11 protein-coding genes and 5 tRNA genes are annotated in these 13,686 nt (G+C 73.2%); 10 read left to right on the forward strand and 6 right to left on the reverse strand.

From position 1 onward, the window contains the following. The first annotated feature begins 10 nt into the window (after positions 1–10). The 6 genes from M8H82_RS29480 to M8H82_RS29505 all read left to right on the forward strand — a co-directional run bounded on the left by M8H82_RS29480 (position 11) and on the right by M8H82_RS29505 (position 9,254). The gene (locus M8H82_RS29480; RefSeq protein ID WP_250078126.1) at positions 11–841 is read left to right on the forward strand and encodes a MetQ/NlpA family ABC transporter substrate-binding protein; all 831 of its coding nucleotides are present in this window, start codon (positions 11–13) and stop codon (positions 839–841) included. A gap of 141 nt (positions 842–982) precedes the next feature. After that, the gene (locus tag M8H82_RS29485) at positions 983–1,621 is read left to right on the forward strand and encodes a GNAT family N-acetyltransferase (RefSeq protein WP_250078127.1); all 639 of its coding nucleotides are present in this window, start codon (positions 983–985) and stop codon (positions 1,619–1,621) included. Between the two features lie 67 nt (positions 1,622–1,688). Further along, positions 1,689–2,900, forward strand: a complete 1,212-nt coding sequence (cbiE, locus tag M8H82_RS29490; protein ID WP_250078128.1) for a precorrin-6y C5,15-methyltransferase (decarboxylating) subunit CbiE — start codon at positions 1,689–1,691, stop codon at positions 2,898–2,900. A 366-nt stretch (positions 2,901–3,266) separates the two neighbouring features. Next, positions 3,267–6,959, forward strand: coding sequence for a nicotinate-nucleotide--dimethylbenzimidazole phosphoribosyltransferase (gene cobT, locus M8H82_RS29495; RefSeq protein ID WP_250078129.1), 3,693 nt, complete (start codon positions 3,267–3,269; stop codon positions 6,957–6,959). Between the two features lie 180 nt (positions 6,960–7,139). Beyond that, positions 7,140–8,372, forward strand: a complete 1,233-nt coding sequence (cobA, locus tag M8H82_RS29500; protein ID WP_250078130.1) for a uroporphyrinogen-III C-methyltransferase — start codon at positions 7,140–7,142, stop codon at positions 8,370–8,372. Between the two features lie 63 nt (positions 8,373–8,435). After that, the gene (locus tag M8H82_RS29505) at positions 8,436–9,254 is read left to right on the forward strand and encodes an RNA methyltransferase (RefSeq protein WP_250078131.1); all 819 of its coding nucleotides are present in this window, start codon (positions 8,436–8,438) and stop codon (positions 9,252–9,254) included. Between the two features lie 4 nt (positions 9,255–9,258). Here the strand turns inward: M8H82_RS29505 and M8H82_RS29510 are convergent, their stop codons facing one another. Beyond that, positions 9,259–10,650, reverse strand: a complete 1,392-nt coding sequence (locus M8H82_RS29510; RefSeq protein ID WP_250078132.1) for a serine/threonine-protein kinase — start codon at positions 10,648–10,650, stop codon at positions 9,259–9,261. Between the two features lie 194 nt (positions 10,651–10,844). On the opposite strand from M8H82_RS29510, the gene M8H82_RS29515 reads away from it, so the two are divergent. From M8H82_RS29515 to M8H82_RS29530, 4 genes are all read left to right on the forward strand, one after another. Next, on the forward strand, positions 10,845–11,120 hold the full coding sequence (locus M8H82_RS29515; protein ID WP_250078133.1) for a hypothetical protein: 276 nt from the start codon (positions 10,845–10,847) through the stop codon (positions 11,118–11,120). Positions 11,121–11,315: 195 nt separating this feature from the next. Then, the gene (locus M8H82_RS29520) at positions 11,316–11,495 is read left to right on the forward strand and encodes a hypothetical protein (RefSeq protein WP_250078134.1); all 180 of its coding nucleotides are present in this window, start codon (positions 11,316–11,318) and stop codon (positions 11,493–11,495) included. Between the two features lie 219 nt (positions 11,496–11,714). Then, a complete protein-coding gene (locus M8H82_RS29525) occupies positions 11,715–12,665 on the forward strand; it encodes an aminoglycoside phosphotransferase family protein (protein ID WP_250078135.1) in 951 nt (316 codons plus the stop codon). An 80-nt stretch (positions 12,666–12,745) separates the two neighbouring features. Continuing rightward, the gene (locus M8H82_RS29530) at positions 12,746–13,036 is read left to right on the forward strand and encodes a zf-TFIIB domain-containing protein (RefSeq protein ID WP_250078136.1); all 291 of its coding nucleotides are present in this window, start codon (positions 12,746–12,748) and stop codon (positions 13,034–13,036) included. A gap of 66 nt (positions 13,037–13,102) precedes the next feature. Here M8H82_RS29530 and M8H82_RS29535 read toward each other — a convergent pair. From M8H82_RS29535 to M8H82_RS29555, 5 genes are all read right to left on the reverse strand, one after another. Beyond that, a tRNA-Val gene (locus M8H82_RS29535) sits at positions 13,103–13,174 on the reverse strand. A gap of 34 nt (positions 13,175–13,208) precedes the next feature. Beyond that, a tRNA-Val gene (locus M8H82_RS29540) sits at positions 13,209–13,280 on the reverse strand. 26 nt (positions 13,281–13,306) lie between these two features. After that, positions 13,307–13,378 (reverse strand) — tRNA-Val (locus M8H82_RS29545). A gap of 1 nt (position 13,379) precedes the next feature. Beyond that, a tRNA-Cys gene (locus M8H82_RS29550) sits at positions 13,380–13,453 on the reverse strand. 40 nt (positions 13,454–13,493) lie between these two features. After that, positions 13,494–13,566 (reverse strand) — tRNA-Gly (locus M8H82_RS29555). Positions 13,567–13,686 lie beyond the last annotated feature (120 nt).

Consider the following 13,686-nt stretch of genomic DNA (forward strand, 5'->3'; position numbering starts at 1 on the left):
GGCACTTTTCGTGCGTAACACTGCCAAGATCACCACCGCCGTCCTCGCCGCCGGAGCCCTCACCCTCGGGCTCACCGCCTGCGGCTCCTCCGACAGCGACTCCTCCTCCGACACCAGCGGACCGCTGGTCGTCGCCGCGAGCCCCGTCCCGCACGCCGAGATCCTCACCTACGTGAAGGACAACCTGGCGAAGGACGCGGGCCTGGACCTGGAGGTCCGGGAGTTCACCGACTACGTCACGCCGAACACGGCGACGGAGGACGGCTCGGTCGACGCCAACTACTTCCAGAACCAGCCGTACCTCGACGACTTCAACAAGAAGAACGGCACCCACATCGTGCCCGTCGTCACGGTCCACCTGGAGCCGCTCGGCCTCTACTCCAGCAAGGTCAAGAGCGCCGACGACCTCAAGAGCGGTGCCACGATCGCCGTCCCGAACGACAGCGTCAACGAGGCCCGTGCCCTCAAGCTGCTCGACGCCAACGGCATCATCACGCTCAAGGACGGCGTGGGCAACGAGGCGACCCCGGCCGACATCGTCAAGAACCCGAAGAACCTCAAGTTCAAGGAGCTGGAGGCGGCCCAGACCCCGCGCTCCCTGAACGACGTCGACGCCGCGGTCATCAACGGCAACTACGCCATCGAGGCCGACCTCAAGCCCGCCGAGGACGCCCTCGTCCTGGAGTCCGCCGACGACAACCCGTACGGCAACTTCCTCGCCGTGAAGGAGGGCGGCGAGGACGACCCGCGGGTGAAGAAGCTCGCCAAGCTCCTGACGTCCCCCGAGGTCAAGAAGTTCATCGAGGACAAGTACGCCGGTTCCGTCATCGCCTCCTTCTGACCGACGCCGTAAGCCGACGCGCCGCAGCACGGGTTCCGCCCTCGTCGAACAGGGCGGACCCTGTGGTGCGGTCGGGTGCTTTCATGCTGCATGCTGGGCAGTTCAGCAGGCCCGACGGTTTCGAAGGTTACGGAGCGGCGCATGACGAGCACCTTCCCCAACATCTCCATCAGCACGGAGCGGTTGGTGCTGCGTCCCCTGGACGAGGACGATGTGCCCGCCCTGACCGAGATGATGAACGACGAGCAGGTCGCCGCCTGGACCGACGTGCCGCGGCCCTTCACCCGGGCCGGCGCGCACACCTGGATCACCGAGTACGCCCCCGCCCAGCGCACCGGCGGCCACGGTCTGGACCTCGCCGTCACCGAGTTCCTCACCCAGCGCCTGGTCGGCATCGTCCAACTCGGCAGGACCAACTGGCACATCCGCTCCACCGAGCTGTCGTACATCATCGCGCCCTGGGCCCGCGGCGAGGGATACGCCTCCGAGGCCGCCCTCGCCACCGCCCAATGGCTCTTCGGCGACCAGAAGTTCGAGCGCATCGAGCTGCGCACGGCCGCCGGCAACACCGCCTCCCAGCAGGTCGCCCAGAAGATCGGCTGCATCAGCGAGGGCGTCCTGCGCAACGCCTGCATAGCGCACGTCCGCGCCGACGACGGCACCTGGAGCGACCTGCGCACCGACTTCATCGTCTGGAGCCTGCTGCCCGAGGACCTGGAGGGCGCGGCGGAGCAGCTGGCCGACTCCAGCGGGTTCACGTCCTACTCCGACTGGAATTGACCCCGGCCGGACGGGATACCCTCAGGCTGCCCCGTCCACCTGCGCAAAACCCTGGAGACTGACGACGATGGCCGACCGGGTCACGGTGATCGGATGGGACGGCTCGCCGCTGACCGACGCGGCACGCTCCGCCCTCGGCGCCGCCACGCTGGTGGCCGGTGCCGCGCACCACCTGGCGCTGCCCGAGGTACCCGCCACCGCCGAGCGCATCCGCCTCGGCAGCGTCGGCCTCGCCGCCCGCCGGATCGCCGGCCACCGCGGCACGGCGGTCGTCCTCGCGGACGGCGATCCCGGCTTCTTCGGCGTCGTACGCACCCTGCGCGCGCCCGAGTTCGGCCTGGAGGTCGAGGTCGTGCCCGGCGTCTCCTCGGTCGCCGCCGCCTTCGCCCGCGCCGGTATGCCCTGGGACGACGCCCACGTGGTCGTCGCACACCCGCGCACCCTGCGGCGCGCGGTGAACGTGTGCCGAGCCCACCCCAAGGTCGCCGTCCTCACCTCGCCCGGCGCGGGCCCCGCCGAACTCGGCCTCCTCCTCGAAGGCGTCCACCGCACCTTCGTCATCTGCGAGGAACTCGGCACCGCACGCGAACAGGTCACCGTGGTCACCTCCGACAAGGCCGCCGACCACACCTGGCGCGACCCCAACCTAGTCATCGTCATCGGCGGCACGGCCGGGGCGTCGGAGGACGGCGGCTGGATCGCGGGCCGCGACCCGTCCGCCGGCCCGCGCGGCTGGACCCTGCCCGCCGAGTCCTACGGCGGCCTCGTGGGCGAGGGCGAGCTGGAACCGCTGCGCGCCGCCCAACTCGCCCGGCTCGGCCCCCGCATGGGGGACCTGGTGTGGGACATCGGCTGCGGCAGCGGCGCCTTCGCCACCGAGGCCGCCCGGGCCGGGGCCGCCGTCATCGCCGTCGACCGCGACCCACGGGCCTGCGACCGCACCGAGTCCAACGCCCGCGCCCTCGGCGTCCAGCTCCAGGTGGTCCAGGGCACCGCCCCGCACGTCCTGGAGAACCTGCCCGAACCGGACGTCGTACGCGTCGGCGGCGGGGGAGCGGCGGTCGTCTCCGCGGTCGCCGACCGCCGTCCGCAGCGCATCGTCACGCACGCCGCCACCCGCGACGAGGCCGAGATCGTCGGCCGGGACCTGACCGAGCACGGCTACCGGGTGGAATGCGCCCTGCTCCAGTCCGTCGAACTCGACACCCGGGCCTGGACCGAGCGGGAGCGGAGTGTCGCGTTCCTGCTCAGCGGCCTGCTGCCGGACAGAACGCCCTGACCCCGATCCCGTCCCCGTGATCCTGTTGTCGTACCGCGCGCGGTAGGCTGGCCGATCGTGGCACCGCACTCGGACACCCGACGCTTCGTAGGTCAATGTCCCGAAAACACGCCCGGTTTGGGGTGGGTGTGGTACGGCAGAACCGGAGGACGCGCAACGTGGCGCAGTCCACAGCGGGATCGTCGCGGATGAAGCTGTCGTGACGGGCCAACGGCCGCGACAATGCCAGTTAATGGCTTTGTCGTCTTTGTGGACGGGTCGTTCGTGCCGCTGGGCGCGCACGCTCGTTCTTCAATACGGGGCGGTCGGTGCGCCGCTCCGGGTGAGCTGGTCGTGGAAGCACTAACCGATGGGCGAGGGGTACGCATGACCGACACCGGCCAGGTCCCGGGCGAGGGACTGCCGGAGAACGCAGGCATGGTGGAGCAGCCGGGCGTCCCCGCGCCCGGTGCGTACACCTACCTCTCCGAGACCACCGCCGAGGACGACGACCTGTTGCTGCTGCCCGGTGCCCAGAGCGCCTGGGGCAACGAGGTCGCCCCGCCCGCGCCGGAGCCGGTCGTGGAGGCCCTGCACGAGCCCGGTGCGCACGAGATGTCCGGCCGCGACAGCGGCTCGGTCGACGTTAGTGCGGTCCGGGTGCCCGGTCCCGCGCCGATCCCTCCGACGACCCCGCGCCGCCCGCTGCACCTCGGCCCGCCGACCCCGGACGCCTCCGCCAGCCCGGTCCGCTCCCTCGCCGACCGCGGCGCGGTCGGCGCCCCGCCGGTACGGCAGCCGACGCCCTCCCTGGCAGGCCCGGAGTACCTCGACATCCCGGGCCCCCAGCCGGCGACGCCCTGGGGGACCCCCATGCCCGCACCCGCCGCGCCGGTGAGCCCCGAGGTCTCGGCTGCGGAAACGGTTGTTCCGGCGCCCGCGCCGGAAGAGGCCCAGCAGATCCCGGTGACTCCGGTCGTGGACGAGGCGTCCGTGCCCGGGGCGCAGTTCCCCGTGGCCGGGGGCGAGCCGGGCGGCGGTTTCGAGGCGGCCCAGGCCGTGCAGCCGGTCGCGGAGCCCCAGGTCGCGCCTGCGGATGTTCAGGCGCCGGGTGCCGAGGCCGTGGCACCGGAGGTCGCGGTTCCCGAAGCCGTGATCCCCGATCCGGAACCCGCCGCGGTTCCGGAGCCGCCGGTGGAGGAGGCGGTCGCACCGGAGGCCCCGGTGACGGTGGAGCCCGTCGTACCGGATGCCGCGCAGGCCCCGGAGCCCGTCGTACCGGAGGCGCCGCAGGCTGCCGAGCTGCCGGAGTCTGTCGTACCGGATGCCGCGCAGGTGCCGGAGGGCCCGGAGTCCGTCGTACAGGACCCCGAGTCCGTAGCGCCGCGGGGTGCCGAGCCGCCCGAGTCCGTCGTACCGGAGGCGCCGCAGACCGCCGACGTCCCGGAGCCCGTCGTACCGGATGTCGCGCAGGTCCCCCAGGTCCCGGAGTCCGTCGTACCGGACGCCGCGCAGGCGGCCGAGGCCCCCGAGTTCGTCGTACCCGACGCGCCGCAGACCGCCCAGGCTCCCGAGTCCGTCGTGCCCGACGCGCCGCAAGCCCCCGAGGCCCCCGAGTCCCTCGCCCCCGAGCTGGTCCCGGCCGTGGCCGAGTCATCGCCCGCGCCTGAAGCACCGCACGCGCCCGAGGCCCCGTACGTCGATGCCTCGCCCGCGCCGGAGCCGGCCCAGGAGACCCCCGAGCCCCCCGTCGCCTTCGTGGAGACCTCCGCCGAGCCCCCGGCCGAGCCCGCCGCGCCCGTCGTAGCGGAGGCCCCCGCCGCAGGAGAGGCCCCGGCCGACACCCCCGAGCCCGCCTCGCACGCTAAGCCCGCCTCGCACCCCGAGCCCGTTCCGCAGCCCGGCCCCGCCCCGTACGCCGAGCCCACCCAGTACCCCGAGCCCACCACCACTCCGCACCCCGACCCCGCCCCCGTCGAAGCGCACCCCGTCCCCCCGCTCGCCGAGGCGCCGCAGGCACCCGCGTCGCAGGCACCCGCGCCGCAGCCCTACGTCGCCGACCCCGCCGGCCCGCAGCTGCGGACGCCGGAGGCCACCGTGCCGATGGAGCCCCGGCCGGGGCAGCCGCTCGGGCAGTTCGTGCCGGTGGACGGCCAGGTGCCGACCACCCCGCACCTCGCGCCGACCCCGCCCCAGCCGACCGTCCTCCCCGTGGAGGAAGTCCCCGAGGTCCCCGCCCCCCGCGCGGGCGACCCTGAACTCGTACAGCACGCGGAGGACCTGGACACCCGGGCCGCCGAGCAGGAAGAGAGCACGGCCCCCGTGGCAGAAGCACGACAGTCCACCGGCCCGGCCGCGCCCGCCTACGACGACGCCGAACGCGAGGCCGTGCTGAAGGTCATGCGCGAGCGCCGTGACATCCGCAACGGCTTCCGCAGCGACCCCATCCCGCACGAGGTGCTGCTGCGCGTCCTGGAGGCCGCCCACACGGCCCCGTCCGTCGGCCACTCGCAGCCCTGGGACTTCGTCGTCATCCGCTCCGCCGAGACCCGGCGGTCGATGCACGAACTGGCGATGCGCCAGCGCGACGCGTACGCGAAGTCGCTGCCCAAGGGCCGGGCGAAGCAGTTCAAGGAACTGAAGATCGAGGCCATCCTCGACACCCCGGTGAACATCGTGGTCACCGCCGACCCGACCCGCGGCGGCCGGCACACCCTGGGCCGCCACACCCAGCCGCAGATGGCCCCGTACTCCTCCGCGCTCGCCGTGGAGAACCTCTGGCTCGCCGCCCGCGCCGAGGGCCTCGGCGTCGGCTGGGTCAGCTTCTTCGACGAGCGCGAGATGGTCCGCGCCCTGGGCCTGCCCGACCACCTGGAGGTCGTCGCCTACCTGTGCGTCGGGTATGTCGACGAGTTCCCGGACGAGCCCGAGCTGATGCAGGCCGGCTGGTCCAAGCGCCGCCCGCTGTCCTGGGTGGTCCACGAGGAGACGTACGGCCGTCGCGCCCTGCCCGGTGAGGACCCGCACGACCTGCTCGGCGAGACCGTCGCCCAGATCCGCCCGCTGGACGCCAAGGCGCTCGGCGAGGCGTGGGAGCGGCAGAAGCGGATGACCAAGCCGGCCGGCGCACTCGGCATGCTGGAGATCATTTCCGCCCAGCTGTCCGGGCTGTCCCGCCAGTGTCCGCCGCCGATCCCGGAGCCCGCGGCCGTCGCGATCTTCGCCGGCGACCACGGGGTGCACGCCCAGGGCGTGACCCCCTGGCCGCAGGAGGTGACGGCCCAGATGGTCGCCAACTTCCTCGGCGGCGGAGCGGTCTGCAACGCCTTCGCCGGCCAGGTCGGCGCCGAGGTGTGCGTGGTGGACGTGGGCGTGGCGGCGGACCTGCCCGCCACCCCCGGCCTGCTGCCCCGCAAGGTCCGCGCGGGCACGTCCGACATGACCACCGGCGCCGCGATGACCCGCGAGGAGGCCAAGCAGGCCATCGAGGTGGGCATCGAGACGGCCCGCGACCTGGTGGCGGCCGGCAACAAGGCCCTGCTGACCGGCGAGATGGGCATCGCCAACACCACCTCCTCGGCGGCCCTGATCTCGGTGTTCACCGGCGCCGACCCGGCCGAGGTGACGGGCCGGGGCACCGGCATCAACGACGAGACCCTCGCCCGCAAGACCGAGGTGGTCCGCCGGGCCCTCGAACTCCACCAGCCCGACCCGGCCGACCCCATCGGCGTCCTCGCCGCGATCGGCGGTTTCGAGCACGCGGCGATGGTGGGCCTGCTGCTCGGCGGCGCGTCCCTGCGTACGCCGGTGATCCTGGACGGCGTCAGCGCGGGCGCCGCGGCCCTGGTCGCCCGCGCCATCGCCCCCGAGGTCCTGGCCGCGTGCATCGCGGGCCACCGCAGCGCGGAGCCGGGCCATGTGGCGGCCCTGAACAAGCTGGGCCTGCGCCCGCTGGTCGACCTCGACCTCCGCCTCGGCGAGGGCACGGGCGCGCTCCTGGCGCTGCCCCTGGTCCAGAGCACGGCGAGAGCGATGCACGAGGTGGCGACGTTCGACTCGGCGGGAGTCACCGAGAAGTAGGCGGCCGACCAGCGGCGTGGGCAGTCGTTCCGCACGGCGGAGCGACTGCCCAGGGCCCCGCCCGCCCGGGCCCGGTGACGCTGCTCAGCCATCGGACACCTGCGCCGCCTCCACCGGCCGCCCCGTAAAATCCGCACGTCAGGGCATCGCACCACTGCCGCAAAAGGGAGCCAGACCCTCATGGCCGAAAACCCCGCCTACCCCGTAGGCCTCCGCCTCACCGGCCGCCGGGTCGTCGTCCTCGGCGGTGGCCAGGTCGCCCAGCGCCGCCTCCCGGCACTGATCGCGGCGGGCGCGGACGTCCACCTCGTGTCCCCGGAGGTGACCCCCTCCGTCGAGGCCATGGCGGAGGCGGGCGAGCTCACCTGGCACCAGCGGCCCTACGCGGACGGCGACCTCGCGGACGCCTGGTACGCCCTCATCGCCACCAGCGACCCGGACGCCAACACCGCCGCCTCCGGCGAAGCCGAGCGGCACCGCGTCTGGTGCGTCCGCTCCGACGACGCCGACCGGGCCACGGCCTGGACCCCGGCCACGGGCACCAGCGAGGGCGTCACCGTCGCCGTCCTCACCACCGAGGCACGCGGCCGCGACCCCCGCCACACCGCCGCCATCCGGGACGCGGTCGTGGAGGGCCTGCGCGACGGCACCCTCGTCGCCCCCCACCACCGCACCCGCACCCCGGGCGTCGCCCTGGTCGGCGGCGGCCCCGGCGACCCCGACCTGATCACCGTCCGCGGCCGCCGGCTGCTCGCCGAGGCCGACGTGGTCATCACCGACCACCTGGGCCCGCGCGACCTCCTCGCGGAACTGCCGTCCAGCGTCGAGGTCATCGACGCCGCGAAGCTGCCGTACGGCCGGTTCATGGCCCAGGAGGCCATCAACAACGCCCTGATCGAGCACGCCAAGCAGGGCAAGTCGGTGGTCCGCCTCAAGGGCGGCGACCCCTACGTCTACGGCCGCGGCATGGAGGAGCTCCAGGCGCTGGCCGAGGCCGGCATCCCGTGCACGGTCGTGCCCGGCATCTCCAGCTCGATCTCGGTCCCGGGCGCCGCGGGCATCCCGGTCACCCACCGGGGCGTGGCGCACGAGTTCACGGTGGTCAGCGGCCACATCGCCCCCGACGACGAGCGCTCCCTGGTCGACTGGCCGTCCCTCGCCAAGCTGACCGGCACCCTGGTGATCCTGATGGGCGTCGGCACCATCGGGAAGGTCGCCGAGACGCTCATCGCGCACGGCAAGTCCCCGGACACGCCCGTCGCCCTGATCCAGGAGGGCACCACGGCCGCCCAGCGCCGCGTCGACGCGACCCTCGCGACGGCCGCCGAAGCGGTCGTCGCCCAGGAGGTCAGGCCGCCGGCCGTCATCGTCATCGGCGAGGTCGTGAAGGTCGGCCCCGCGACCTTGCCGTAACCCGAGGTAACTCACCGACTCCGAGCCGTTGGCACCGCACGCACGACAAGGCAGTATCACCCTGTGGCCGATCTCATCACCGTCGAGGACCCCGCCGACCCGCGCCTGCGCGACTACACGGGCCTGACCGACGTGGAACTGCGCCGCAAGCGCGAGCCCGCCGAGGGCCTGTTCATCGCCGAGGGCGAGAAGGTCATCAGACGGGCCAAGGACGCCGGCTACGAGATGCGCTCGATGCTGCTGTCCGCGAAGTGGGTCGACGTCATGCGGGACGTGATCGACGAACTCCCGGCCCCCGTCTACGCGGTCAGCCCCGAGCTCGCCGAACAGGTCACCGGCTACCACGTGCACCGCGGCGCGCTCGCCTCCATGCAGCGCAAGCCGCTCCCCACGGCGGCCGACCTCCTCCAGACCGCCCGCCGGGTGGTGATCATGGAGTCGGTCAACGACCACACCAACATCGGCGCGATCTTCCGCTCGGCGGCGGCCCTCGGCATGGACGCGGTCCTGCTCTCCCCGGACTGCGCGGACCCGCTGTACCGGCGCAGCGTGAAGGTGTCGATGGGCGCGGTCTTCTCGGTGCCGTACGCCCGTCTGGAGAGCTGGCCCAAGGGCCTGGACTCGGTCCGCGAGGCCGGGTTCACCCTGCTCGCCCTCACCCCGGACGAGAAGGCCAGGTCCCTCGACGAGGCCGCCCCGCACCGGATGGACCGGGTCGCCCTGATGCTCGGCGCCGAGGGCGACGGCCTGTCCCGGCAGGCCCTGGTCGCCGCGGACGAGTGGGTCCGCATCCCCATGGCCCACGGCGTCGACTCCCTCAACGTGGGCGCGGCCGCCGCGGTCGCCTTCTACGCGGTGGCGACCGGCCGCCCGGAGGCGTGAGCGCCTACTCCGACGCCTCGAACGTCGACGCGTACTGCTGCGACATGAGCGGTCCGTCCGACGGCTCGTGACCCGGCGTGGGCGAGGCCGACCGCTCCTGCCGTACGACGTCCCGCCCGTCGCCGACCCCCTGGCTCGGGCCCTGGCAGCCCTGGGCGGCGGCGATGCCCAGCGCGACCAGCAAGGTCACCACGACGAACACGATCAGCCGCTGGCGCAGCAACTGAGGGTTGGCGGGCCGGCGGCCCGTGCCCGTGGTCCGCGGCCCCGGACGGCCGGTTCCGCTGCGCGGGCCGGGCCGCTTGCCGGGGCCCGTCCGCCCGGTGTTCCGCGACGCGGGCGTGGGCCGGGGCCCCGACCGGCCGGACGACGAGGGCGCCGGACCCCCACGTGCGGCGCCGCCCCGGGAAGGCGCGGCACCGCGGGAAGCGGGACCGGTGGCGCGCGGCGGGGGAGTCGTCCCCTGCGGGCGCCGCTGGGCACGGTCGGGGTAGCTCTCCGTGAGCCGCCCGCTCGGCCGGTCCCCGTCCGCGGAGCGGGGCGCGGGCGGACGCAGCTCGGCGACGCCCTGCGCCTCGCGGGCCGCGATCTCCTTCAGCCGCAGCGACAGCTGCAGCGTGGTCGGCCGCTCCTCGGGCGCCTTGGCGAGACAGGCCCGCACCAGCGGGGCCAGGGCGTCGGGCACACCGTGCAGCTGCGGCTCCTCGTGCACCACGCGGTACAGCATGACCTCGGAACTGCCGTGCCCGAAGGGCGAGTCGCCCATCGAGGCGTACGCCAGGGTCGCGCCGAGCGAGAACACGTCCGTGGCCGGGGTGACGGCGGCGCCGCGCACCTGTTCGGGCGCGAGGAAGCCGGGCGAGCCCACCGCCGTGCCGACGTGGGTCAGCGTCGAGGCCCCCGTCGCCCAGGCGATGCCGAAGTCGATGATCCGCGGCCCCTTGGGGGACAGCAGGATGTTGGACGGCTTGAGGTCCCGGTGGACGACACCGGCCTCGTGCACCGCCACCAGCCCCTCCGACAGGGCGGCCCCGATCGCGGCGACCTCGGCCGCGATCAGCGAACCCTCGTCGGCGACCTTGTCGTGCAGGGAGGGACCGGGCACGTACTGGGTGGCGAACCAGGGCCGGTCGGCGTCCAGATCGGCGGCGACGAGCCGCGCGGTGCAGCCGCCCCGGATCCGCCGGGCGGCGGACACCTCGCGCGCGAAGCGCGACCGGAACTCCTGGTCCTCGGCCAGATCGGGCCGGATGACCTTCAGGGCGACCCGCTGCCCCTTCTTGTCGGAGCCCAGGTAGACCACGCCCATCCCACCCGCGCCGAGCCGCCTGTGAAGCCTGAACGAGCCGACGACGCGCGGGTCCTCGCGCCTCAGGCGCATCATCGCCATGTTCATCCCCGCTGCCCGGTCCTGTGACGAGCCACAGCTTACGTTTACCCGGCCGCCCGCGCGCAGAGGCCGCGCCCTCTCGGCCCGACGGATTGTCAGTGCCGGGTGGGAGACTTGAGGGGTGGTCAGGGAGCTGGAGAACAGGCCGACTTCGAGTTGCCTGTGATCCCAACCACCCGTCACAGAAGGGGGATTCACCCGTGAAGGGCGATCGCGTGGAGATAGTCGTGGATGCGGGGGACACGACCCGTACCTATGAGGTGGTGGCGAGCAGGGCGGGCCGCCGGGTGGAGACGGCGGTACGCCGGGGCGTGGTCGAAGTGAGCGAAGTCACCCGCAGCGGGACTGTCGTCCGTACGGCCCGGTTCATGGCGAACCGGGTGCTGGCACTGGTCGAACAGCCGGTGCCGCGCGAGCACGGCTCGGAGAAAGCGGGGCAGACCGGGCGACCCCTCGGGGAAGACCCCGAGACCTAGGACGCCGTCTCCACCCAGGGGAGTAGTCAGCAGGTCATGGCTCATCCTCCGGGAGGCCCGGCAATCGGTACGAGGGCATGACGTGCGGCAGGGGCCACGCCCGTAGATTTGAGGTCAAGCGGCGGGTGCAGCACTCGTCCCCCGAGGTCAGACACCCGCCGCTGCCACGACAACCGAACGGTCAGGAGAGGGGCCATGGCCTACACGGCACCGCGGACCCGCACGGCGCTCCGTTCCCACCGCGACGGCCGTCGCCACCCGCTGGTGGCGACGCTGATGGCCCTTCCTCTGGCGGCCCTGCTGCTCCTCGTCTTCGACGGCTGGGAGACAGTGGCCACACAAGCGTCGTCCGTGGGCGTGATGCTGGGGCGCTGAGCGGCGACCCCAGGCCCGGAAGAGCGGTCCGGGCGGGGACATCCACCCATGAAACCCCGTGGGGACGGGGGTACGGCGGACGGCACAAATGCCGGCGCAGCTGGGGAGCTGCGCCGGCATTACTGTTTCCCACCGACCTGCACCCGAGCACCCAGCCCCCCACCCCGTCCCCATCCCTGCGTACCCTCACCCCCACACCCACCCCCCGCAGGGAGCCCCGTGACAGTCACCCCCCTCGTCCCGGATCTGGCCCGGGCCGCCACCGCCACCGCTCACGCGCGCCGTTCCGCCTGCCCCTGCGGGGTGACCGAAACGCTCGCCGATCGTCCCGACGCCACCGTCGTCCGGCACGTCGACACCGTCGCCAAGGCCCACCCGCCGAACACCGTTCCCGCCGACCTCGCCCTGCGCCTCGCCACCGCCGCCGCCCTCCCCGGCACGCTCCTGCCCCCGCTCACCCCCTCCCCGGCGCCCCTCCGCGACCGCCTGGTGACCTGCTGGCCGTACGGCACCCCCGTGGATCCCGAGGACCCCGACACCGCCCCCTGGGAAGCCGCCGCCACCCTGCTCGCCCGGCTCCACCGGCACCCGCCCCTCCCGGGGACACCCCCCATGCGCGGCCCCGCCAAGGCCGCCCTGGCCGTCGAGCGACTCAGAGCCACCGCGCCCGAGGGCAGCGAAACCGCCGCCCTCGTCCTCCGCGCCTGGCACACCCTCCCCGGCTGGGCCCGAGCCGAGGCCCCGCTGCCCGCCGACACCCCCAGCACCCTCTGCCACGGCGACTTCCACCTCGGCCAGCTCGTCCGCCATCCCGCTGCTCACGGCCCCTGGCGGCTCATAGACGTCGACGACCTCGGCACCGGAACCCCCGCCTGGGACCTCGCCCGCCCCGCCGCCTGGTACGCCTGCGGCCTCCTCGCCCCCGAGGAGTGGACCCGCTTCCTCACCGCCTACCGCGCCGCCGACGGCCCCGCGATCCCCCCGCACGGCGACCCCTGGCCCGCCCTCGACATCGCGGCCCGCGCCCTGACCGTGCAGACCGCCGCGACCACGACGGCAAAGGCGGCCCAGGCCGGCCGCCCCCTCGACGGCATCGAGCGGTCCTTGATCGACGCCTGCGGCCGAATCGCTTCCACCCCGCCCGAGTTGACGTACGAATCAGCCAAGTAGGGTGCAACCGACCGCAGCCGGACAGTGTCTGTCCTGGCGATACGCGAAGCAGGACCGACCGGCGAGGAGTTGAGCCGACCATGCAGTGTCCGAAGTGTCGTGCCCCGATGCACACCTACAACCGCAACGGCGTCCAGATCGAGCAGTGCAGCGGCTGCCGCGGGATCTTCCTCGACTACGGCGAGCTGGAGGCCCTGACCCGCCTGGAGTCCCAGTGGTCCCAGCCGGGCCCGCCCGCGCCCCCCGCCCCGCAGGCGTACCCGGCCGCCCCCGCCCCGCCGGCCCCCGCCTGGGGCGCCCCGCAGCACGGCGGCGGTCACTACGGCCACAAGCGCCAGAAGAGCTTCGGCCACATGCTCTTCTCCAGCTGAGCGACTGAGCAGCCCGGCAGCGCGCACGAAGAAGCCCCCGACCACAAGGCCGGGGGCTTCGGTGCGTGCGCGATACTGGGATTGAACCAGTGACCTCTTCCGTGTCAGGGAAGCGCTCTCCCGCTGAGCTAATCGCGCGGGGAACCGTGACCCGAGGATCACGAGTGCTGCGTGCGCGATACTGGGATTGAACCAGTGACCTCTTCCGTGTCAGGGAAGCGCTCTCCCGCTGAGCTAATCGCGCGGGTACAGATCTTCGAGAAGATCCAGTGGACGATACTGGGATTGAACCAGTGACCTCTTCCGTGTCAGGGAAGCGCTCTCCCGCTGAGCTAATCGTCCTTGGAGGTGGAGACGGGATTTGAACCCGTGTAGACGGCTTTGCAGGCCGTTGCCTCGCCTCTCGGCCACTCCACCAGGAGTGCGGGGGGTCGGGAAGATCCCCCTTGCTCTTTCGAGCGAACGACGAGGTTCGAACTCGCGACCTCAACCTTGGCAAGGTTGCGCTCTACCAACTGAGCTACGTTCGCCTGTCATTCCGTCCCGCTTGCGCGGCCCGGCGACGTGTTGAACTCTAGCGGATTCCTGGGCCAGTACAAAAACGCGTTTGTGCAGCGTGCTGCGCCTCACCCCGGCCCGACCTGGTCCCG

This window comes from Streptomyces sp. YS415, from assembly GCF_023544665.1.
Taxonomy (GTDB): Bacteria; Actinomycetota; Actinomycetes; order Streptomycetales; family Streptomycetaceae; genus Streptomyces.

Excerpts from the sequence above, each read along its gene's own strand:
- M8H82_RS29485 (WP_250078127.1), top strand. The coding sequence starts at position 983 with ATGACGAGCACCTTCCCCAACATCTCCATCAGCACGGAGCGGTTGGTG.
- cbiE (WP_250078128.1), top strand. The coding sequence starts at position 1,689 with ATGGCCGACCGGGTCACGGTGATCGGATGGGACGGCTCGCCGCTGACC.
- cobT (WP_250078129.1), top strand. The coding sequence starts at position 3,267 with ATGACCGACACCGGCCAGGTCCCGGGCGAGGGACTGCCGGAGAACGCA.
- cobA (WP_250078130.1), top strand. The coding sequence starts at position 7,140 with ATGGCCGAAAACCCCGCCTACCCCGTAGGCCTCCGCCTCACCGGCCGC.
- M8H82_RS29510 (WP_250078132.1), bottom strand. The coding sequence starts at position 10,650 with ATGAACATGGCGATGATGCGCCTGAGGCGCGAGGACCCGCGCGTCGTC.
- M8H82_RS29520 (WP_250078134.1), top strand. The coding sequence starts at position 11,316 with ATGGCCTACACGGCACCGCGGACCCGCACGGCGCTCCGTTCCCACCGC.
- M8H82_RS29530 (WP_250078136.1), top strand. The coding sequence starts at position 12,746 with ATGCAGTGTCCGAAGTGTCGTGCCCCGATGCACACCTACAACCGCAAC.